We start from the raw sequence: 20,240 nt of genomic DNA, 5'->3' as shown, positions 1-20,240 counted from the left end.
CATGCGGGATCTCGGAGACCGCGCGGGCGGGGTGCTGAGCTACTTTACCCGTCACGCCACGGCGGCCAACCTTTTGCTGGTTATTCTGATACTGGCCGGATTGGCTGCTGCGCCCCGTATGCGGGCGCAGTTCTTTCCCGATGTTATTGTCGAGACGGTCACTGTTTCGGTGGTCTGGGATGGAGCCGGTGCGGAAGATGTGGACAACACGATTGTTCAGGTTCTGGAGCCGGCCTTGCTGGGCGTGGAAGGGGTGGAAACCACCTCATCACGGTCGACGGAAGGTTTGGCACGGATCACTCTGGACTTTGAGCCGGGCTGGGATATGGCACGGGCCACGGATGATGTGCAGGTCGCGGTGGACGCGGTCACGACGTTGCCGAGTGAGTCCGAGGATCCCGTGGTCAGGCGCGGAGCATGGCGGGATCGGGTCACGGATGTCGTGATCACCGGACCCGTCAACATTGATCAGGTGGCGCGGTTTGCCGATGAATTTGTCGCACGACTTTATACGGAAGGTGTCACGCGCACGACCATTCGCGGGCTGGCGGAGCGCGAAACCATCGTCGAGGTATCGTCGGTTGATCTGATCACCCATGACATCACAATTGCCGAGATTGCCGAGGCGATCGCACAAGAGGTCAATGCCGATCCGGCCGGCGATGTCACAGGTGCGGCGGCACGGGTGCGCACGGGCGTCGAAAAACGCGCGCCGGACGAGATCGCAGGCATTGTGCTGCGCTCCAACCCGGACGGCACCAAACTGATTGTGGAGGACGTGGCGGACATCCACATCGAAGGTGTGGACCGCAACCGCAGCTATTTCGTGGGTGACAATCCGGCTATCTCCATTCGTGTGGATCGCACCGCCTCGGGTGATGCGATCTCGATGCAGGCCAAGGTCGAAGAGGTCGCCGCTCTGGTGCAATCCACACTACCCGAAGGCGTGACGCTAGAGCTGATCCGGACGCGGGCCGAAGCCATCACAGGGCGTTTGAACATCCTGATTGAGAACGGGCTCATGGGGTTGGTGCTGGTGGTGGTGCTTTTGTTCCTGTTTCTGAATGCGCGCACGGCGTTCTGGGTGGCCGCAGGTATTCCGACGGCGATGCTGGCGGCTGTTGCGCTGATGTATGCGGCAGGGCTGACGATCAACATGATCTCGCTGTTTGGTTTGATCATCACGCTGGGCATCGTGGTGGACGACGCGATTGTGGTTGGCGAACATGCGGATGCACGGTCAAGGCGGCTGGGAGAGGCGCCCTTTGTTGCGGCGGAAAACGCGGCGCGGCGCATGTCGATGCCGGTGTTTTCCTCGACGCTGACGACGATCATTGCCTTCTTTGGCCTGACGGTGATTTCTGGCCGCTTTGGCGAACTGATTGCGGATATTCCGTTTACCGTGATCGTTGTACTGGCCGCGTCGCTGGTGGAGTGTTTCCTGATCCTGCCGCACCATATGGCGCATGCGCTCAAGCACACCGCCAAGGAACATTGGTATGACGTGCCGAGCCGTGTGGTGAACCGCGGCTTCCGTTGGGTGCGGGACCGGTTGTTCCGGCCGTTGATGCGGTTTGTGATCTGGGCGCGATATCCGGTTGTGTCGCTGGCCGTTGTTGTGCTCGCCTCCCAAGTGGTTTTGTTCATTAATGGCGATGTGAAATGGCGCTTTTTCAACGCGCCGGAGCGAGGGTCGGTGACGGGCAATTTCGCGATGCTGCCAACGGCGACGCGCGATGACAGCATGGCGATGATGCGGGAAATGCAGCGCGCCACCGAAGAGTTGGGGCGCGAGTATGAAGAGCGCCACGGACGCAACCCGCTGGACTATGTGATCGCCGAGATTGGTGGCAACTCGGGACGCAGCATTCCGGGCTCGGAATCTCTGGATCCCGATCAACTGGGGTCGATTTCGATCGAGTTGATTGACGCGGATTTGCGTCCCTATTCCAGCTTTGCCTTTGTTGGGGAGTTGCAGGACCGCGTGGCGAAGCATCCGATGGCGGAAACCATCAGCTTTCGCGGCTGGCGGTCCGGTCCGGGGGGGGACTCGCTGGATGTGGAGTTCTTTGGCGCGGATGCCGATACGCTTAAGGGGGCCAGCGAGGCGCTAAAGACAGCGTTGGACGAGTTCCCAGAGGTGTCGGCGGTTGAGGACAACCTGAGCTATGACAAGGAAGAGCTTATATTGGAGCTGACGGCGCAGGGGCGCGCGCTTGGCTTTAGCATTGATGCGCTGGGGCGTGTTTTGCGGCACCGTTTGAACGGGCTTGAGGCGGCGACCTTCCCCGACGGGCCGCGCTCGGCTTCGATCCGTGTGGAACTGCCCGAGGGCGAACTGACGGCGGATTTCCTTGAAGGGTCGCTGATGCGCACACCGCAGGGGGCCTATGTGCCGCTGGCGGATGTGGTGACAGTTCAGAGCCGTACAGGATTTTCGACGGTGCGGCGGGTGAACGGGGTGCGTCTGATCAATGTGACAGGCGATATTTCCGAGGATGATCCGGCGCGGGCCGAGGCGATCATGACCCAGTTGCGAGACGACATTCTGCCCACCATTGCCGCAGACAAACAGGTCGAGTGGCGCCTGTCGGGATTGGCTGAACAAGAAGACGATTTCCTCAAGGATGCGCGCACCGGTCTGATCCTGTGTCTGGCGGGCATCTATCTTGTGCTGTCTTGGGTGTTCTCAAGCTGGACACGGCCTGTGGTGGTGATGGCAATCATTCCCTTCGGGCTCGTGGGCACGATTTACGGTCACTATATGCATGACGTGCCGCTGAGCATGTTCACGGTCATCGGCCTGTTGGGCATGACCGGCATCATCATCAACGACTCGATTGTTCTGGTGACAACGATTGATGACTACGCGGAGGAGCGCGGCTTGATCCCGTCGATCATCGATGGTGCGGCGGATCGCCTGAGGGCGGTGTTCCTGACCACCGCCACAACGGTGCTCGGGTTGGCGCCGCTGTTGTTTGAGCGCAGCCAGCAGGCGCAGTTTCTCAAGCCGACGGTGATCACTTTGGTCTATGGCTTGGGCTTTGGCATGATTCTGGTGCTGATAGTGGTGCCTGCTCTGATGGCCATGCAGGCGGATGTGGCACGGCAGGTGGCGGCGGTGCGCCGTGGGGCGCGGGCCAAAGGCACGCGGCCTGTGGTTGTTGTCACCGGTGCGCTGATCGCGGCGTGGTTGGTGGCGACGCTTGGTTGGGTTGTGGCCTATGGCGCGGTGATGCCCGCCTTGGTTGGCGTTTTGCCGGCTCTGGGCGTGGTCACAAACGGCACAGCGGCTCTCGGCGTTTTCATACTGGGGGCCTGGGCGCTCACGATGGCGGCGCTGGGCGCAGGGGGGCTGGGGATATTGATGCGGCGGCGACGTGCGGCGTCAGCCTGAGCAACCGCGGATATCCACCGCGTGCTTTGATCCCAGCACGGTGATGCGTATCGCGGAACGGTCCAGCATGAAGGGCACCTCGTCCACGTGCATCATCTCGGTTTGAGCAACCAGCGTATTGCCGCGCCGTGTGGTGGTGCCTTCCGCAACCCAGATTTGCGGATCACCAGTCTCGATGACCGCGACTTCGGTGCCACCCGCGTGTGGCATATTGACCGTGGCCGTAAGGCGTAGCCCGTCCTTGGTAGGATCGACCTTGCAGGTCACGGCGCCGACATGGGCGTCTTGTGCCGACAGGGGTTGATCCACAATCGCCGTGGCAATGCGCGCGTCGCGCGCGCCCTGTGGTGGCAACTCGGCCTTAACCTTGATTGTTTGCGGCACACAAATGTCCCGACAAACGCCGATCTCAAGCTGGGCCTTGACCGTCACGGGCTTGCCCTGGGTTTGCGGTGCGACGTGAACCGGAATGATCACTTCTTCGGAATAGCCGATCGAGCGCATGCCGTTTTGGTCAAACACTTCAGGCGTGGGCCAGTCGAGATCCACGGCCTCTATGTTGCGGGACCCGCGCCACGTGATGCGAGGCGGGATGCCCGCATCGCCCGGTGCGCGCCAGTAGGTCTTCCAGCCGGGATTGAGCGTGATCCGAAGCGCGGCTGTGTGGCTGCCATCGTCGTTGCGCCAGCCCGGCAGGACTTCGGCCTGTACCACGCGATCAAAGGATTGCGCCTGAACGGCGGAGATCATGAGTGTGAGCGCAAGGGCGGTGGTCAAAGCAGTGGTCTTCATGGGTTCACAGATGGGGCAAAGCCGGTTCAAAGCCAATACACATGTTGGCGAGAAAACGCGTGAGTTCTGAAACATAGCCTCTGCCCTTGCGTCCTCGGCGCGGTAGGCACATGTTGGAGGAACCACAGCCGACAGGCGGAAAGGACGGCCCGTGCAGGACGCAGACAACAGCGACGAGACCCTGAATCTGACCGGACGATTGCTGATCGCGATGCCCGGAATGGGGGATCCGCGGTTTGCGCATTCGGTGGTGTTCCTCTGTGCCCACTCTCAGGACGGTGCGATGGGTCTGATCGTGAACAAGGCGATGGAAGGCGTGCAGCTTTCGTCCCTGTTGGAGCAACTCGAGATCGCGCTGGCGCGTCCGGAGCTGGACAGCACTTTGTACTTTGGCGGTCCGGTTGAAGGCGGACGGGGGTTTGTGTTGCATTCTCCCGACTATATCAGCGATCTCAACACGCTGACGGTGGGCGACGATTTTTCAATGACCGCGACTCAGGACATTCTTGAGGCCATGGCCACAGGTGCTGGGCCGCTGCGCAGCCTTATGACGCTTGGCTACTCCGGCTGGGGGCCGGGGCAGTTGGAACGCGAGATCGCACAGAACGGCTGGCTTGAGTGTGAAGCGACGACGGATCTGGTTTTTGACCTGCCAAACGCCGACAAATGGGCCGAAGCGCTGCGCTCTCTGGGGGTCGATCCTGTTACGTTGTCGGCCACTGCCGGTCACGCCTGACCAAGGGGCTTTTTACTGGCAAGAAATACCCCGGGCGAGGCGCCGCTTGCGGCGACGGGGGCTGGCCCCCATTTTTTTGCCCATCGCGTCACAGATCGCCCTGAATCACTTGACGCCCCCCCCAAACAGGCCTAAAGACGCCGAACGAAATTCCGGGCGCGGCCTTGGCGGCGCCTATTTGCTTTGTCGGGGTCACTGTCCCCGTAGACCGTAAAACGAGGATGAACCCATGTCGCGCCGTTGCGAACTGACCGGAAAAGGCCCGATGACGGGCAATAACGTAAGCCACGCCAAAAACCGCACCCGTCGTCGGTTTCTGCCGAACCTGAACGATGTGACCCTGCAGTCCGAGACTCTCGGCCGCGGCGTCAAGCTGCGCATTTCTGCGGCGGCTCTGCGCACTGTTGATCACCGCGGTGGTCTGGACGCGTTCCTTGCAAAAGCGAAAGACGAAGAACTGTCTGACAACGCTTTGAAAGTCAAAAAAGACATCGCCAAAGCGCAGGCTGCAAACGCCTAATTGTTTTGGACTGTTGACGTTTAAAAGGCCTCGCCCAATCGGCGGGGCCTTTGATTTTTGTCAAGTTGCACCCCTGTGTTGACCGTGTATACGGAGGACATGACACGTCACGTGCGCTTCGCGCTATCCTGGTTGCTGGTTGTTGTTTTTGTCCTGACAGGGCAGGCGATGGCCGTGGCGCGGGGCATGCCCGGCGCCGCAGGGTATGCGGAGTATTGCATAGGCGAATCCGCGATCTTGATCGCGGTGGATGCGGAGGGCAATCCGACCGGCGAAAGTCACATCTGCCCCGATGTCAGCCTGACTTTGCTGAATATGGTGAGCGTTGGGGCCGTGGTCATTCCGGTGCCTGTATTCAGAACGGTCACTCTGGAGCTGCCCCGCGAAACGGCCGCGCCCGTGATTCGCACCTACAAGGGCGCGGCCCGTGCGCCACCTGTCCTGTCTTAAGACCTATTCGTTATTCTTAAGACACTGCTCAGGACAGGAGAAACCACATGTCCCTTAAATCAACCACACTCGCGGCGCTGTTGGCGGCCACATCTTTTGCTTTGCCGGCTTTTGCGGAGATCGCCATCGTTGATCCTTATGCGCGGGTATCCACGCCCACCTCGAAAAACGCCGGTGCGTTTATGGTGTTCACCAATTCGGGCGACGCGGATGACCGCCTTGTCGGCGTCAAATCCGAGATTGCAGCGCGCTCGGAGCTGCACACCCATATGGAAACTGGTGATGGCGTGATGAAGATGATGGAAGTCGAAGACGGCTTTGTCATTCCGGCCGGCGGCGAGCACGGGCTGATGCGCGGCGGGGATCACGTGATGTTCATGGGCCTGCGGTCCAGCTTGAACCACGGCGATACATTCCCGGTCACGTTTGTTTTTGAAAAAGCTGGCGAAATCACCATCGACCTGACGGTTGATCTGGAGCGCAAGCCGATGCACGGCAAAAAGCACAAGCACTGATCCGGTGTCGCGTTTTTGAAGATTGGCCGTCCCGGATCGGGGCGGTCTTTTTATTTGGCACCAGCCAGAACATCGTCGACCCAGCGCGGGACGACCTCTGTTGCCGGACCAAAGCGGGTTTCAGCAAATCGCGAGGCGCCAGCGGACGGGTCCAGGTTAAGTTCGACCGTGTGGGCGCCGGTCTGTGTGGCTTCGGCCACGAAATTGGCCGCCGGATAGACTTCTCCGGAAGTACCGATAGAGACAAAGGTCTCGGCGCGGGCCAAGGCTTCGCTGATGACGTGCATTCCGTAGGGAACTTCACCGAACCACACAACGTCAGGGCGCGTGGCGGGCGCCTTACAGCGCGGGCAGGGGTCAGAGGTGGCCATGATGTCGTTTGCGGGCCAGCGGTGGCCACAGGCGCCGCAGAGGGCGCTGGCCAATGCTCCGTGCATATGCAGAACGTTCCGGCTGCCTGCGGCTTCGTGCAGGCCATCGACATTCTGTGTGACAAGGAAGACCTCGCCGGAATAGTTGGCTTCCAACTTGGCCAAGGCGTCGTGGGCGGCGTTAGGTGTGGCCGCAAGCGCGTTGGCGCGTCGGGCGTTGTAGAACTCCATCACCAGTTCGGGATTGCGGGCAAAGCCCTCGGGGGTGGCAACGTCGTTGAGGTCGTATTTGGTCCAGAGACCGTCCACGTCGCGAAAGGTGCCTAAGCCGCTTTCGGCGCTGATTCCGGCGCCGGTCAGGATCACGATTGTTCCGGTCATTTCAAAATCCCGCGCGGTTTGGCCTGTGTATGGTCAAGGCCAACGGGGTGGCGGTCACAGGCTTTGAGATGGCAGTGCAAAGAGGGTATCGTCATGGAAAACCTCAAGAAACAAGAATCGAGGCCCAGAATGGCGCAAAAAATTCTGTTTGTCTGTCTTGGAAATATTTGCCGCTCTCCTGCGGCAGAAGGTGTGTTTCGGGCCATGGCTCCGACGGTGCAAACCGACAGCGCCGGCACCGGAGGTTGGCACGTGGGAGATCCGCCCTATGGCCCGATGCAGGCCGCCGCGGCGGATCGCGGCTATGACCTTTCGGATTTGCGGGCGCGCCAGTTTCGGGCCGCGGATTTTGAGCGCTTTGACCTGATCATCGGGATGGATGCAGACAATATTGCCAATATGGAACGGCTGCGTCCGGTGGGGAATGACACGCCGCTGCGCTTGTTCACGGAATATGCGCCTGAGGCGGGGGCGACGGCGGTGCCTGATCCCTATTATACACGTGACTTTGATGGTGCCTTGCAGTTGATCGAAGCCTGCGCGGCGGGATTGCGGGATGCATTGTAAGCGGCGCGGATTTTGATTCGCTTAAGGTGTCGCTATGCGTCGAGCACGCGGAAATCGTTTTCCAACCATGGGAAACGGTCGATGCCCGGCGTGATGAAGTGTTGTGCAATCAGGTGGCGCAGCGTTTGGGCCATGTCGCGTGGCACGGTGTCGGTCCAATCATCTCTGGCCAGCAGTGAAATGTTGCGCGCAAAGGGCGCGATCGGCAAAGGATGGGCATCCACCTTTTCATGAAACCGCGCGGCGCGCAGGAAGCCGAGGGGCGTGGTGATGGCCCAACCGATGCCGCGTGACACCATTGCGATCAACGACGGGTTGGAGGCGATTTCGAACCGGTTGGGTGGATCGAAAGACACCCTCTTGAGGTGCGCCTCGATCTGGCGTGAAATCAATTGCTCACGGCCATAGCGCAGCATTGGCAAGTCGTTGAGCAAAGGCAGGGGGTCGCTGTCGCGGGGAAGAAATCCAGCAGGTGTGACGAGGATGAACGGGTCGCGGGCCAGAGGATATTCCGTAATGCCATCATAGACTTCGCCGGTTGAAGCGGTGACGCCAAGATGCAGATCCCGATCGCGCAGGGCGGCGGTGATTTCGTGGCTGGGCGCGGTGAGCAAGCGGAACTGGCACCGCGTCATGGATTCTGCCAGCCCTGTCACCAGCCGCGGTGTCAGGTCATTGTCAAAGTCGTCGATGATGCCCATCGAGAGCTGTGTGAGATGGGTCAGGTCCATCACCGCGAGCTCGGAATGGGCCAGCCGCAATTGGGCAAGCACAGGAGAGGTCCGCGAAAGATAGCTGCGGCCTGCCGGTGTGAGTTGCATGGGGCGTTTGGTGTGGTCCACCAGATCAGTGCCGAGCGCCGTTTCCAGATTGCGGATTTGTTGGCTGACAGCGGGTTGGGACAGACCCGTGGCCTCGGCGGCCTGCGCGACGGATCCCGTGGCGGCGAGGGCTTCGAACACTTCGAGACCGCGAATGGTCACGCCTTTGATCAACATGGAAACAGCTCCGCTAGATTTGCCTTTTGTGAATTCAGCGGGGCTGTCGGGTCAAGCGAAGATTTAGCGCAGGTGGCCGCAGCTGGCAGACACAACGGTGCCGAAGTCCTTGTAGCGGAGCCAGAATTTTTCATGGCTTCGGTTGTCGGATTGCCGGATTTTCTGTGCTTTGTGGGGGTCTTCAAAGAACGAGGCGGCGAGTTTTTGGTCGGACTTTGACAGATTCTGGTTGGCGACTTTTTGAATGCAGCGGCAAACCTTGCGCGTGGCGCCGGCGCGGTCCGATTTTTGGCAGGCACGTGACATTGTGCTGGCATCAGCTGCGGACGGAATGGTCGTGCATAAAATAGCCGCCGCGACTGCGGCGCTGAAAAGCGTTTTCATATGTGCCTCTCTTCCGGACTGCTCTGCCCGGTATCTGCCTCAAGACTTGCCTGACGATGCCCGCTTTGCGGTGTCGTTTGCGTCATGCGTTGTTGCCATTATGGGGAAATTGAAGAGGCGGTGCAACGCGCACTTGCGATGGGTGGTTAAAACTTTGTCCATACGCCGAATTTCAGCTTGGCCCGCGTGTCATCAGAGAAAATGGCGCCGCCAAGGACATGCAGGTTGTCGTGGATTTTGTAGGCAACTGAAGGCGTGACTTTGGCGACGGCTTGGCCTGTCTTTTCGGCTTCAACGGTGGCTTGCAACATCGCAGTCACCTTGGTTGAAATCGTGAGGCCGACTGTGGTTTCCATTTTCAAAACAGAGCTTTGAAGTGTCGGAAGGTGTGCAATCGAGGCATCAAGTTGCATCCAGCCCGAACGATCAAACGCCTCAAGCGAGCGTCCCCAAGTCAAGGCAGGTCTCAGGGCAGAGCCGGTGCCGGTTTTTGTGGTTTGCCGCCCGAGGCCGATCTCAAACGCCAGTTTCGAACGCGCACCGGACCAAACGGGTCGACGCAGGAAAACAAAGGACTTTTCATACCCCAGAGCATCCGCGCCGGCGTCGATCCCGATGGTCCAGTCATGGCGTAATCCGCGTTCGTAAAAGGCTGAGACAAAGGATTGGGAAACGGCATTTTCGGCAATCGGTGTTTCCACCGAAAAGCTCAAGAACTGCTCGCCCGGAGGCCTTGGCCAAGGTCCGGCCTGAGCCGCCGATGCGAGCGCGAGGAACACCAAAACCAAATAAATCATAAACACCTCGCTGTTCATGATTGGGAAATCATAGTGAACAAATGGTTAATCACGCCAAATTGGGGGGCGGGTTTTCATGTAGCCAGCGGGGCGCGGGGTGGTCTAAGCTGAACTCAGCAAGGGAGGACGCCATGCCGACAATCGCCAAGGATACCCAGCTGCAAACCGTGATTACGACATTCGAGATGACGCCTGGCACCTGTCAGGATCTGATGGAAGCGCTCACGGATGCCTACGACAATTTCATCTCGAAACAACCGGGGTTTATTGCGGCGGGATTGCATGTCAATGATGCTCAGACGCGGATCGCCAACTATAGCCAGTGGGAGCGCCGTGAGGATTTTCAGGCCATGTTGCGCACGCAGGAAATGCGGGAAAGGAACCGCAAGATCAACACGCTGTGTCGCAGTTTCGAGCCGGTTATGTATGAGGTGTCCGCGGCCTTTGATTGAACGCGGAAAGGGAGCCTGATGTATACGCATATTCTTGTGCCGGTGTCTTTTGACGAGGACCACAATACCGCAGCCGCCGTGGCCGTTGCAGGACAGCTTGTGTCTGAGGGCGCCAAAGTGACTTTGTTGCATGTGATGCAGCAGGTGCCGAAATACGCGGCGAACTATATTCCGCGAGGATTTCAGAACGAAGCCCGTCAGGCTATTTCTGAAAGTCTGACAACGATTGGGGCGGACCTTGCAAATGTGGAGGGCGTCGTGGTTGAGGGACCGGTGGGCAAGACCATCCTGAAATGGGCGGAAGCGCATGAGGTCGATTGTGTGATCGTGGCCTCACACAAACCGTCGATGCAGGATGTTTTGTTGGGCAGCACTGCAACACATGTGGCGCGTCATGCGCGCTGTGCGGTGCATTTGGTGCGGTGACAGGTTGAAACTGTTGGGCGACACGCTTTAGAAGTGAGTCAGGTATTTGGAGGTAAGGGCATGTCAGCGTTGAGGAAATTCACTCTGGCCGTGGTTTTTGGATCGGCAGCCTTGTCGGCACAGGCCGAGCAGGGCGACATGGGCTTTTCCGACAGTCAGACGGAACGGGCTGTAAGCACCCTTAAGACCGGATTGGACGGATGCATGGAGGCACCGCCGCAGTTTAGGGTGGATTGTTTTCAGCAGGCCTATGTCGGTACCGTCCGGGTGATCGCCAATGCGTCGGCCTATTGGGAGGCCGAGGTTGCCATGACGCGGATCAGCCGCGCGCTTTATGGGTTTATCCGTGCCAACACCGACAAATCGTTGGGCAAGGAGCGGTATCATTTCCGAGTACGGGCTGTGACTGAGGCCGCGATGCCCGAGGCGCAGGCGATCTATGCGCAGAGTGTTGATCAGGCGGTGGCGATCATGCGCGGTGGCAGCACCGCGGAAGTAAAGTATTTTGCCCCGTTGGCGGAGGTAGTGGAAGCCTCACGAGATCAGCTGCGATAGGCAGTTTTGACCGCGGCGCAGAAGCTGTGAATTCTACCGTCGGTTTCACGTCGGTATTGCGACGGTGTCACATCGGTGCTGTCACTAGTCGGCGAAGCCCGGACGTTTTTGGCCTCAGCGGCTTAGGCCTGCGGCTTCCAGTTCATCGATGTGAAAATCCACATGCAGGTGGTTGCCATCGGGATCATGGATATTGACCTGAACAATTGGAACGCCCGGAGGGAAGCCGAGATAGTAGGCGACACCGTGATCGGCGAGTGTGGCGATAAAGGCCTTGAGATCGGTGGCGCGAAAGGCGGCATGTTCCAAAGCGAGATCGCCATCGGTCTGAGGTGAGCCCTCGACACCGACAAGATGCACTACGGCATGGTCCCCCAAATAGAGCCAGGCTCCGGGAAAGTCGAACTGTGCTCGCGGGCCGTTTGTCATGTTCAGAACGTCTTCGTAGAAGGCGATCATCGTGGCGAGATTGGCGGTGCGGATATTGGCGTGATCCAGAGAATGTAAAGGCATGGCGCGACCCTAGGCAGCGGTCGGCAACGGATCAAGTCTTTTGTGTTGGCGCTAACATAAATTGATTTTGACCGCAGGGCGCGCGTGCCGTTCAGTGTGCGGATTAGCGAAGGCCGAAGTTGTTTGTGCGGCCCGCAGAGGTTGGTTTCAAAGACATTGGAGACGAGAAGATGATGCGATGCGCGATTGCGTTGGTGTTTGTGTTGAGTGGCGCGCCGGTTTGGGCGGAATTTTATTGCAAAGGGTCCAGCGAACCGGCGTGTTTGAAACCGAACACTGTGCTGTGCAAACCAGACAGTATTTGCCTTCCAGGCAGAGGCGGGGAGTGCGGGTCGCAGGGGTATACCTGTCAGCGATATTTGAATGAGTGTTCCGATACGGTGCAGGCGTGTTCAGATGAGTTTGAGCGTATGAGACAGCACTATGACGACCGTGGCGAGGAGCTGCAGGACGAGTTTGAGGCGCTCTACGAGGCGCGAGGCGAGGCTGTTGAGGCGCTTCGCCGCGCTGAGTACGAGTTGCAGGCGGCAACAGACGCGGCCCGCGGTATGGAGGTCGTTTGGCGCGAGATGGCGATCTGTGTCCGAAGCGCGCAGTCGCTGGCGCAGGCACAGGATTGCACGCGATGACTTAGCCTGTCAGCGCTGCCACCAGATCGGCAGGGGCAAGACGAAATGCGCGGCCAAAGCCTCCGTTGAGCAGTCCGCCGGTGATCGTGAAGCGCAAAAACGTAAAATCGGGGAAGTCGATGTAGAGCTTCGATTTTGGGCGGCTTGCGAGGTAGTGCGCCCTGAGTGCGGCGTGGGCTTCGGTGCCTGAGGCGACAAACTCGGCGGTGCAATGCAAGGTCATGCGCGGATGGGTCAGAGGATCCCCTTTGGGTCCGGGTTCGCCAAGCAGGAGTGCGCAGCGATTGTCCGCCGTGAGCGCGGTGTGGTGCGTGGCGAGGCGCGAGATCAGGGTCACGGGGGCGCCCGTCGGATCGGTGCCTATCGCGATGCGGGTCACAGAGGGCGCGCCGGTGGCCGCGTCGATCACCGCCAATGCCCCAAAAGTGGCATCGTGCAAAAGCGATCTGGCCAGAGCGCGGGCCTCATCGTCTGTGGGCTGAACAGGGTCTTTGTCGGTCATGAGCGCAGTGTGCCATCTGTGGAGAAAAAGAAAAGCGGCGCTCGAGGGCACCGCTTTGATGGCTGGCTGGATCCGGACTGTCTTGCTGCGTGGCTGGCGGGCGAGCTGGGCGGGTGCCTTGCTGGCTGGCGTGCTGCGGAGCTGGATGCCGGTCTGGCTTGCTCTGTCTTGAGGCATGGATATCGCGAGTCGTGAGGCGGGTCAATGGTGGCGCGAAGAAAATTGTTTAAAAACAAAATATTGACTGTATTTGTCGGGATTGAGTGGCGGGGGTGAATGTCCGGCGGTGCCGAGTTCAAGATAGATGCGCGGCGGTGCAGTCGCGGAATTTGGCCACCTCCGGCGCGGCGCCGGTGAGGTCGATGGCCTCGCCGTCGTTTTGAGTGCCCGCGAGCGCCATGGCGTTGAATTGCAGCCCGTCCAGCACGTTGGAGAAACCGCTGTCGGCCACGTTGAGGGTCTGGCCGCCGTCAGAGAGCGCGTGTTTGTCGGTGGAGATGGTGATCTCATTGGGGCCGACAAAACGGATGGCGAACCATGGATCATCCGGCCAAGGCGCGCCCTTGCGGGTGATCGAGAGGGTGTAGAGGGGCTTCGTGGGGTCGTAGGTCAGATGGATATGCGCGGTGTCGGTCTCATGGGTGAGGGTGCAGATGTCGGCGACGGTGGCCTCCCACGCGGCGGCGGGGGAGGTGAAGAGGAGGAGGGGGATGAGGAGGGTGCGCATGGGGGGAGGGTAGGCTGGCGCGGTGGGGTGTGTCGATATGGGGGAGATCACAAAAGCATGATGCTTCGCATCATGCCGCGCCCGACCTCCCCCACGGGAGGGCGCGTTCGCTTCCTCCCTAGGTCGGACGCGACGGCGTAGATAAAGCGAAAGGAACACGTAGGACGGCCAGCACCAAATTTTCGGCGTTTAAGGCACCGCCCCTGGTCCGGCGCTAGCCCTTTGGTTAGGCGTTGGGAGCTACCGCCCCCGCCGTTTCACATTCCCGCCACGCTGCCCAGCCCGCCCAGCCGTTGAGCGGCCGCGTGAATTGACCGCTTTCTCTGCCGCCGCTTCCACCGCGTATTGCCGTGCCATTGGGTCGTCGGCGACGGCCAAGTCCACGGCCTCCAGACGTTTGACCTCGTCGCGCAGGCGGGCGGCTTCTTCGAACTCCAAATTCTCTGCCGCCTTGCGCATGTCGTCGCGCAGGCCGTCCAGCACGGCCTCCAGATTGCCGCCGTGCAGCGGGTTGTCGATCTTGGCGGTGACGCGGGATTGGTCGGTGTCGCCTTGGTAGAGCCCCGCCAGCACGTCCTCGACGTTCTTTTTCACGGTCGCAGGCGTGATGCCGTGCTCAACGTTGTAGGCTTCTTGCTTGGCGCGGCGGCGGTCGGTTTCGCCAATCGCGCGCTCCATTGAGCCGGTGATCCTGTCGGCATACATGATGACGCGGCCTTCGGCGTTGCGCGCGGCGCGGCCGATGGTTTGCACGAGGCTTGTTTCGGAGCGCAGGAAGCCTTCTTTGTCGGCGTCCAGAATGGCGACCAGACCACATTCGGGGATGTCGAGGCCTTCGCGCAATAGGTTGATGCCGATCAGCACGTCAAAGGCGCCAAGGCGAAGGTCGCGCAGGATTTCGATGCGCTCGAGCGTGTCGATGTCGGAGTGCATGTAGCGCACTTTGATGCCCTGTTCGTGCAGGTATTCGGTGAGATCCTCGGCCATACGTTTGGTGAGGGTTGTCACGAGGGTGCGGAAGCCGTCAGCCGACACTTTGCGGATTTCGTCGAGTAGGTCGTCGACCTGCATTTCCACTGGGCGGATTTCGATTTGCGGATCAAGCAGGCCGGTGGGGCGGATGATCTGTTCGGCAAAAACGCCGCCGGATTGGTCGAGTTCCCACGCCGACGGGGTGGCGGAGACAAAGACCGATTGCGGGCGCATGGCGTCCCATTCCTCAAACTTCAGCGGACGGTTGTCCATGCAGGAGGGCAGACGGAAGCCGTGTTCGGCCAGTGTGAATTTGCGGCGGTAGTCGCCACGGTACATGCCGCCGATTTGTGGCACAGACACGTGGGATTCATCGGCAAAGACGATGGCGTTGTCGGGGATGAACTCAAAAAGGGTGGGGGGCGGCTCACCAGGGGCGCGACCCGTCAGGTAACGGGAGTAGTTTTCGATGCCGTTGCAGAAGCCCTGAGCCTCCAGCATCTCAAGGTCGAACTGCGTGCGCTGCTCAAGGCGTTGCGCCTCCAGCAGTTTGCCTTCGTCGACCAGTTGATCGAGCCGTTGGCGCAGTTCCTTTTTGATCTCGACAATGGCTTGGTTTAGCGTTGGTTTCGGCGTGACATAGTGGCTGTTGGCGTAGACGCGGATTTGGTCATAGGTGTCGGTGCGTTCGCCGGTGAGCGGGTCAAATTCGGTGATCGCTTCCAGTTCTTCGCCAAAGAAGGAAAGCTTCCACGCGCGGTCCTCGAGGTGGGCGGGGAAGATCTCTAAGCTGTCGCCGCGCACGCGGAAGGAGCCGCGTTGAAAGGCTTGGTCATTGCGGCGGTATTGCAGGGCGACAAGGTCGGCGATCACCGCGCGTTGGTCATATTCGCCGCCTGCTTTGAGATCGAGCGTCATGGCGGAGTAGGTTTCCACCGAGCCGATGCCGTAGATGCAGGACACAGACGCGACGATGATCACGTCATCGCGTTCCAGCAAAGACCGCGTTGCGGAGTGGCGCATGCGGTCGATCTGTTCGTTGATTTGGCTTTCTTTTTCTATGTAGGTGTCAGAGCGCGCCACGTAGGCTTCGGGTTGATAGTAGTCATAGAAGCTGACGAAATATTCGACCGAGTTTTCAGGAAAGAAGCCCTTCATCTCGCCATAAAGCTGGGCGGCGAGGGTTTTGTTGGGGGCCAGAATGATCGCGGGGCGTTGGGTTTCCTCGATGATCTTGGCCATCGTAAAGGTCTTGCCGGTGCCGGTCGCGCCAAGAAGGACCTGATTGCGCTCGCCCTCGTTCACGCCTGCGGTGAGTTCGGCAATGGCGGTGGGCTGATCTCCAGCGGGTTCGAATTCGGTATGCATAACGATGCGCCGCCCGCCTTCAAGCTTGGGGCGGGATTTCGGATCAGCCGGTGTGGCGCTTAGGAGCGGGGCCTCAACAGATCGGGACATACGCAGAATCCTTTTGGTCTGCGGTATAGTTTGATCTCTTTTTGTTCTTGTTCAAGGGGAAACGGGGCGCGGCGGATGAAAACAGGCTCGGGTTATGCTGCGGAGCGGCGAATTCATGTTTGCGGGTGCGGAAAATCCTGTGATGCGAAGAAGGCGAATTTCTCGGATATGGGGAATGTGACGGGGCGTCTTGTGGGTTCTCAGAGACATATTGGTAGGAAACGACCCTCTTTAGGGTAATTTCAGAACAATATTCCTGTGTTTTGTGAAATAAAGTTCATGTTGCACTTGCCAAATAATGCTTGTGGCCCGTAAGCTCATTGTTAGCAAGCAGCCGGTTTCGTTGTTCCGGTACACCACATTACACCCCTCGCTCCCCGTGGTCGGTCCGCTACGACAGGCTGCTTGCAAGCCATCCCCTCGTTTGTGTTCGATCTGTGGCCGGTTGCGGCAACTCGGCTCTTGCCCGGTGGCAGGGAATCCGTGATAAAGCGGGGCAGCCAAGGAGTTTGCCAATGATTGCGCGTATCTATCAGCCCGCCCGCACCGCGATGTCGTCTGGTGTTGCGAAAACCAAGGACTGGATTTTGGAATACGGCCCGTCGGAGGCGCGTGAAATTGATCCGTTGATGGGGTGGACCGGCTCTGGCGATACGCAGAGCCAGGTGCGGCTTCGGTTTGACAGCAAAGAGGCCGCGTTGGCTTATGCCCAAGAGCATGGGATCGACGCGCAGGTCAGCGAGCCGCAAAAGCGCAAAGCCAACATCCGTCAAGGTGGCTATGGTGAGAACTTCGCCACCAATCGGCGTGGTCCCTGGACCCACTAATAATTAGCTTATCGAAAATGAGTTTCGGCGCACCGGTAGGCGGGAGCGTCTCAGAAGAGTTGTGCTTGTGAAGGCCGGTCGGCCTGTGTGATCCGCGGATGGGGTGACGCAGTGCTCGGGGATGTGCCTGTTGGTCTTTGCGGTGGCGCCCAATCTGACCGGTCGGATCGATGATTTGGTCTGTGTTTCTGCGATTTGGCGGAGAGCATGCGGGGCGTCTTTAGAGCCTAATGTCCTGAAATTATTCGTCTATTTCCGAAGACGGAATATTGATCTCGAATACACTTGTATATTGGATACAATATCCTGTATGCAGTTTGGCATCCAAACAGGGAGAGAGAAATGTTTAAGAAATTTGCCGCCGTCGCGGCGTTTATGGCAGCCTCCGCCACCGTGGGCGTTGCAGACACTCTGGACGATGTCGTGGATCGCGGCACACTGCGTTGTGGTGTGGTTTTGGATTTCCCGCCAATTGGCTATCGCGACGCCAACAACGAACCGGCCGGTTTTGACGTGGAATACTGCAACGACCTCGCCGCCGCTCTGGAAGTGGATGCTGAGGTGCTGCCGGTCACTTGGGCCGAGCGTCTGCCGGTGATCGTTACAGGGCGTGCCGATGTGGTTTTTGGTGCGACGTCCGACAGCCTTGCGCGTGCCCGCACCGTTGGTTTCACCATTCCTTACGCAATCTATTATGCGCAGGGCGTCGTGAACGCCGACAGCGGCATTTCCTCTTTTGAGGACATCCGCGGCAAGCGCGTGGCGGCAGCGATCGGCACCGTGCCCGAGCAGGAATGGCTGAAGATTGCTGCCGAATGGGGCGAAGAGAACCTGTATCAGGGCTATCAGTCTGAAAACGAGGTTTTCCTCGCTGTGGCGCAGGGCAAAGCCGACATCGGCATCACCACCAACACCGCTGTTCTGCCGATCACCCAGCAGTACGACAGCGTGCTGGCTGGCCCGCGCATGCCGTGGACCACGGACTACACCTCGGTTGTGGGCAAGCGTGAAGACGTGACGTGGCTAAACTATCTCAACCTGTTCGTCACCCATCAGGTGCGTTCGGGTCGCTATGGCGAGCTGTGGGGCAAATACGTGGGCGGCGACGCGCCTGAGCTGCGCATTCCTGGCGTGATGTACTGACGCAAACCATCCACGACGACCCTCGCCGGACATGGGCGGCGGGGGTCATGAGGTTTCATGATGTTTGACTATAATTTCCACTGGCGGCCGGTCATGAAGAACCTGCCCGATTTGCTTGAGGCGGCGCTTTTGACGCTTCAGGTGGCGGTGCTGGCGATGATCCTGGGGATCGTGATCGGTTTGGGGCTGGCTTTGATCCGTCTGCATATGCGGGGGCCGCTGCGCTGGTTGGCAAGCTGCTGGGTTGAATTGGCGCGCAACACGCCTGCGCTGTTTCAGTTGTTTTTCTTTGGCTTTGGCCTTGGGGCATTCGGCCTGCACCTGTCGCCGTATATGATCGTTCTCACCGGACTGACGTTTAACTGCGCAGGGTATCTGGCGGAGAACTTTCGCGGCGGTTTTCAGGCGGTGCCGGATACGCAGCTGCGAGCCTCGCGTTCGTTGGGCATGACCGCATGGCAGGCGTATACCCGCATCGTGATCCCGCAGGTGCTGCGCATTGTTTACCACCCGATCACCAACCAGATGGTCTGGGCTGTTCTTATGTCGTCGCTTGGCATGCTGGTCGGCTTTCGGGAACTGTCGGGGGAGACCCAGTTTTTTGCCTCCCGTACTTTCCGCATCTTTGAATATTTCGCCGTCACCGCAGTGATCTACTACGTGATTGTGAAAATCATCCTTCTGGGGTCACGCCTGCTGGCGTCGCGCCTCTTCCGGTACTGAGGAGTCGCCAATGGAACCTACTATCAGCTTCTTCAGCGGCTTTACTCCTAACGACCTGCTGTTCCTTGGCGAAGCCGCTTTGCGCACGCTTTGGATTTCGGTTTTGTCCATCAGTATCGGGACGGTGCTGGGAGTATTTTTTGGCTGGATTTTGTTTGAGGGCAAATGGGCGGCGGCGCTGACCGTTGCGCCGGTGCTGGATATCTTCCGCTCTGTGCCTTTGATCATTCAGCTTGTGCTGTTTTACAACTTTGCGCCCATCGTCGGCCTGAACCTTGATCCCTTTGCCTCCGGTGTGGTGATCCTCACGATTTACACCGCTGCCTTGGTGGCCAACGTGGCCCGTGGCGGGATCGAAGCGGTGGGCACACCGATGCGCCGCGCGGCGCGCAGCCTTGGCATGAGCTACTGGCAGGACCTGCGCCATGTGGTGCTGCCGATCGGTGGGCGGGCTGTGTTCCCGGCCTGGGTCGGGGTGGCGCTTGGCGTGATGAAAGACAGCGCGCTGGTGTCGGTGCTGGGCTACGTCGAATTGCTCAAGGCCAGCCAGATCCTGATCACCCGCACACAGGAACCTTTCCTGATCCTGTCTATCGCCGGCGCGTTCTATTTCGCGCTGTCCTATCCGATTTCGCGCTATGCCGCGTCACTTGAAAAAAGGTGGGCCCAATGATCCAGATCCGTGATCTCCACAAATATTTTGGCACCCTGCACGTTCTCAAAGGCATCGACCTGGACGTTGACAAGGGCGAAGTGCTCTCGGTCATCGGGGCGTCAGGCTCCGGCAAATCCACGCTGCTTTATTGCATCAACGGGTTGGAACCGATCCAGCAAGGCAGCGTCGAGGTCGACGGCACCGATGTTCACGCCAAAGGCACCGACATCAACAAACTGCGCCAGCAGCTTGGTATGGTGTTCCAGCAATGGAACAGTTTCCCGCATTTGACCGCGTTGGAAAACGTTGCGCTGGCCCCCAAGATCGTCAAAGGCAAGTCCAAGGCGGAAGCTCGCGAGATTGCGGCGCAGCAACTGAAGCATGTGGGGTTGGGCGAAAAGCTCGACGTTTACCCGTCGGCGCTTTCAGGCGGGCAGCAACAGCGTCTTGCCATCGCCCGCGCGCTGGCGATGGAGCCGGAATACATGCTGTTTGACGAGGCGACATCGGCGCTTGACCCTGAACTGGTGGGTGAGGTGCTTGAGACCATGCGCATGCTGGCCGAAGAAGGCATGACCATGATCTGCGTCACTCACGAGATGGGCTTTGCCCGCGACGTGAGCGACCGCGTGGCGTTCTTTCATCAGGGCGTGATGGAAGAGATCGGCCCGCCGGCGCAGATTTTTGGCGACGCACAATCCGAACACACCCGCAAATTCTTGGCCAACGTGCGCTGATCGCGCGGCCATT

At 59.4% G+C, this 20,240-nt stretch carries 24 protein-coding genes; 15 read left to right on the top strand and 9 right to left on the bottom strand.

The annotated features are described in order from the left end of the window. Position 1 precedes the first annotated feature (1 nt). Complete coding sequence (locus BM069_RS13255; protein WP_093324341.1) at positions 2–3,397, top strand: efflux RND transporter permease subunit; 3,396 nt, start codon at positions 2–4, stop codon at positions 3,395–3,397. Here the strand turns inward: BM069_RS13255 and BM069_RS13250 are convergent. Beyond that, a complete protein-coding gene (locus BM069_RS13250; RefSeq protein ID WP_093324607.1) occupies positions 3,389–4,189 on the bottom strand; it encodes a protein-disulfide reductase DsbD domain-containing protein in 801 nt (266 codons plus the stop codon). The two genes, BM069_RS13255 and BM069_RS13250, sit on opposite strands and share 9 nt — an antisense overlap. Before the next feature lie 151 nt (positions 4,190–4,340). Between BM069_RS13250 and BM069_RS13245 the strand changes: the two genes are divergently transcribed. From BM069_RS13245 to BM069_RS13230, 4 genes are all read left to right on the top strand, one after another. Then, positions 4,341–4,925 carry a YqgE/AlgH family protein gene (locus BM069_RS13245; RefSeq protein WP_280137038.1) on the top strand — a complete coding sequence of 195 codons (585 nt, stop codon included), beginning with the start codon at positions 4,341–4,343 and terminating at the stop codon, positions 4,923–4,925. 229 nt (positions 4,926–5,154) lie between these two features. After that, on the top strand, positions 5,155–5,445 hold the full coding sequence (rpmB, locus tag BM069_RS13240) for a 50S ribosomal protein L28 (RefSeq protein WP_093324340.1): 291 nt from the start codon (positions 5,155–5,157) through the stop codon (positions 5,443–5,445). Positions 5,446–5,544: 99 nt separating this feature from the next. After that, positions 5,545–5,895 carry a hypothetical protein gene (locus BM069_RS13235; RefSeq protein WP_093324338.1) on the top strand — a complete coding sequence of 117 codons (351 nt, stop codon included), beginning with the start codon at positions 5,545–5,547 and terminating at the stop codon, positions 5,893–5,895. Positions 5,896–5,942: 47 nt separating this feature from the next. After that, positions 5,943–6,410 carry a copper chaperone PCu(A)C gene (locus tag BM069_RS13230; RefSeq protein WP_093324337.1) on the top strand — a complete coding sequence of 156 codons (468 nt, stop codon included), beginning with the start codon at positions 5,943–5,945 and terminating at the stop codon, positions 6,408–6,410. Positions 6,411–6,460: 50 nt separating this feature from the next. Here the strand turns inward: BM069_RS13230 and BM069_RS13225 are convergent, their stop codons facing one another. Then, on the bottom strand, positions 6,461–7,162 hold the full coding sequence (locus BM069_RS13225; RefSeq protein ID WP_093324335.1) for an NAD-dependent deacylase: 702 nt from the start codon (positions 7,160–7,162) through the stop codon (positions 6,461–6,463). 129 nt (positions 7,163–7,291) lie between these two features. On the opposite strand from BM069_RS13225, the gene BM069_RS13220 reads away from it, so the two are divergent. Then, a complete protein-coding gene (locus tag BM069_RS13220; protein ID WP_093324334.1) occupies positions 7,292–7,729 on the top strand; it encodes a low molecular weight protein-tyrosine-phosphatase in 438 nt (145 codons plus the stop codon). Between the two features lie 32 nt (positions 7,730–7,761). On the opposite strand, the gene BM069_RS13215 is transcribed toward BM069_RS13220, so the two are convergent. The 3 genes from BM069_RS13215 to BM069_RS13205 form a co-directional block, all read right to left on the bottom strand. Then, a complete protein-coding gene (locus tag BM069_RS13215) occupies positions 7,762–8,727 on the bottom strand; it encodes a LysR family transcriptional regulator (RefSeq protein ID WP_093324332.1) in 966 nt (321 codons plus the stop codon). A gap of 63 nt (positions 8,728–8,790) precedes the next feature. Then, positions 8,791–9,111 carry a hypothetical protein gene (locus BM069_RS13210; RefSeq protein WP_093324331.1) on the bottom strand — a complete coding sequence of 107 codons (321 nt, stop codon included), beginning with the start codon at positions 9,109–9,111 and terminating at the stop codon, positions 8,791–8,793. Between the two features lie 146 nt (positions 9,112–9,257). After that, complete coding sequence (locus BM069_RS13205; RefSeq protein WP_139216203.1) at positions 9,258–9,908, bottom strand: hypothetical protein; 651 nt, start codon at positions 9,906–9,908, stop codon at positions 9,258–9,260. A gap of 131 nt (positions 9,909–10,039) precedes the next feature. Between BM069_RS13205 and BM069_RS13200 the strand changes: the two genes are divergently transcribed. The 3 genes from BM069_RS13200 to BM069_RS13190 are packed head-to-tail and all read left to right on the top strand — an operon-like array spanning position 10,040 to position 11,341. Continuing rightward, a complete protein-coding gene (locus tag BM069_RS13200; RefSeq protein ID WP_093324328.1) occupies positions 10,040–10,360 on the top strand; it encodes an antibiotic biosynthesis monooxygenase family protein in 321 nt (106 codons plus the stop codon). Positions 10,361–10,378: 18 nt separating this feature from the next. Continuing rightward, positions 10,379–10,786, top strand: a complete 408-nt coding sequence (locus tag BM069_RS13195) for a universal stress protein (protein ID WP_093324327.1) — start codon at positions 10,379–10,381, stop codon at positions 10,784–10,786. A 60-nt stretch (positions 10,787–10,846) separates the two neighbouring features. Further along, the gene (locus BM069_RS13190) at positions 10,847–11,341 is read left to right on the top strand and encodes a hypothetical protein (RefSeq protein ID WP_093324325.1); all 495 of its coding nucleotides are present in this window, start codon (positions 10,847–10,849) and stop codon (positions 11,339–11,341) included. A 114-nt stretch (positions 11,342–11,455) separates the two neighbouring features. On the opposite strand, the gene BM069_RS13185 is transcribed toward BM069_RS13190, so the two are convergent. After that, positions 11,456–11,854, bottom strand: a complete 399-nt coding sequence (locus tag BM069_RS13185; RefSeq protein ID WP_093324324.1) for a VOC family protein — start codon at positions 11,852–11,854, stop codon at positions 11,456–11,458. A gap of 410 nt (positions 11,855–12,264) precedes the next feature. Between BM069_RS13185 and BM069_RS19675 the strand changes: the two genes are divergently transcribed. Beyond that, positions 12,265–12,483 (top strand): hypothetical protein, encoded by a 219-nt coding sequence (locus BM069_RS19675; protein ID WP_139216202.1) that lies wholly within the window; start codon positions 12,265–12,267, stop codon positions 12,481–12,483. Position 12,484: 1 nt separating this feature from the next. Here the strand turns inward: BM069_RS19675 and BM069_RS13175 are convergent, their stop codons facing one another. The 3 genes from BM069_RS13175 to uvrB form a co-directional block, all read right to left on the bottom strand. Beyond that, positions 12,485–12,985: a HugZ family pyridoxamine 5'-phosphate oxidase gene (locus BM069_RS13175; RefSeq protein WP_093324321.1), complete on the bottom strand. Its 501-nt coding sequence runs from the start codon at positions 12,983–12,985 to the stop codon at positions 12,485–12,487. A 295-nt stretch (positions 12,986–13,280) separates the two neighbouring features. Next, entirely contained in the window at positions 13,281–13,712 is a 432-nt protein-coding gene (locus BM069_RS13170) for a hypothetical protein (RefSeq protein WP_093324319.1), read from the bottom strand. A gap of 240 nt (positions 13,713–13,952) precedes the next feature. Continuing rightward, positions 13,953–16,142, bottom strand: a complete 2,190-nt coding sequence (gene uvrB / locus BM069_RS13165; protein WP_093324318.1) for an excinuclease ABC subunit UvrB — start codon at positions 16,140–16,142, stop codon at positions 13,953–13,955. 515 nt (positions 16,143–16,657) lie between these two features. Between uvrB and BM069_RS13160 the strand changes: the two genes are divergently transcribed. The 5 genes from BM069_RS13160 to BM069_RS13140 all read left to right on the top strand — a co-directional run bounded on the left by BM069_RS13160 (position 16,658) and on the right by BM069_RS13140 (position 20,227). Continuing rightward, positions 16,658–16,969, top strand: a complete 312-nt coding sequence (locus BM069_RS13160) for an ETC complex I subunit (protein ID WP_093324317.1) — start codon at positions 16,658–16,660, stop codon at positions 16,967–16,969. Positions 16,970–17,311: 342 nt separating this feature from the next. Next, positions 17,312–18,112: a transporter substrate-binding domain-containing protein gene (locus BM069_RS13155; RefSeq protein ID WP_093324315.1), complete on the top strand. Its 801-nt coding sequence runs from the start codon at positions 17,312–17,314 to the stop codon at positions 18,110–18,112. A 60-nt stretch (positions 18,113–18,172) separates the two neighbouring features. Beyond that, positions 18,173–18,835 carry an amino acid ABC transporter permease gene (locus BM069_RS13150; RefSeq protein ID WP_093324604.1) on the top strand — a complete coding sequence of 221 codons (663 nt, stop codon included), beginning with the start codon at positions 18,173–18,175 and terminating at the stop codon, positions 18,833–18,835. A gap of 10 nt (positions 18,836–18,845) precedes the next feature. Beyond that, positions 18,846–19,508: an amino acid ABC transporter permease gene (locus tag BM069_RS13145; protein WP_093324313.1), complete on the top strand. Its 663-nt coding sequence runs from the start codon at positions 18,846–18,848 to the stop codon at positions 19,506–19,508. After that, the gene (locus BM069_RS13140) at positions 19,505–20,227 is read left to right on the top strand and encodes an amino acid ABC transporter ATP-binding protein (protein ID WP_093324312.1); all 723 of its coding nucleotides are present in this window, start codon (positions 19,505–19,507) and stop codon (positions 20,225–20,227) included. Before BM069_RS13145 ends, BM069_RS13140 begins: the two co-directional genes overlap by 4 nt. Positions 20,228–20,240 lie beyond the last annotated feature (13 nt).

The sequence above is a fragment of the Shimia haliotis genome, from assembly GCF_900114415.1.
Taxonomy (GTDB): domain Bacteria; phylum Pseudomonadota; class Alphaproteobacteria; order Rhodobacterales; family Rhodobacteraceae; genus Shimia; species Shimia haliotis.
Note: the sequence above shows the minus strand (reverse complement) of the source record. Positions and strands in the feature narration are given on the sequence as shown.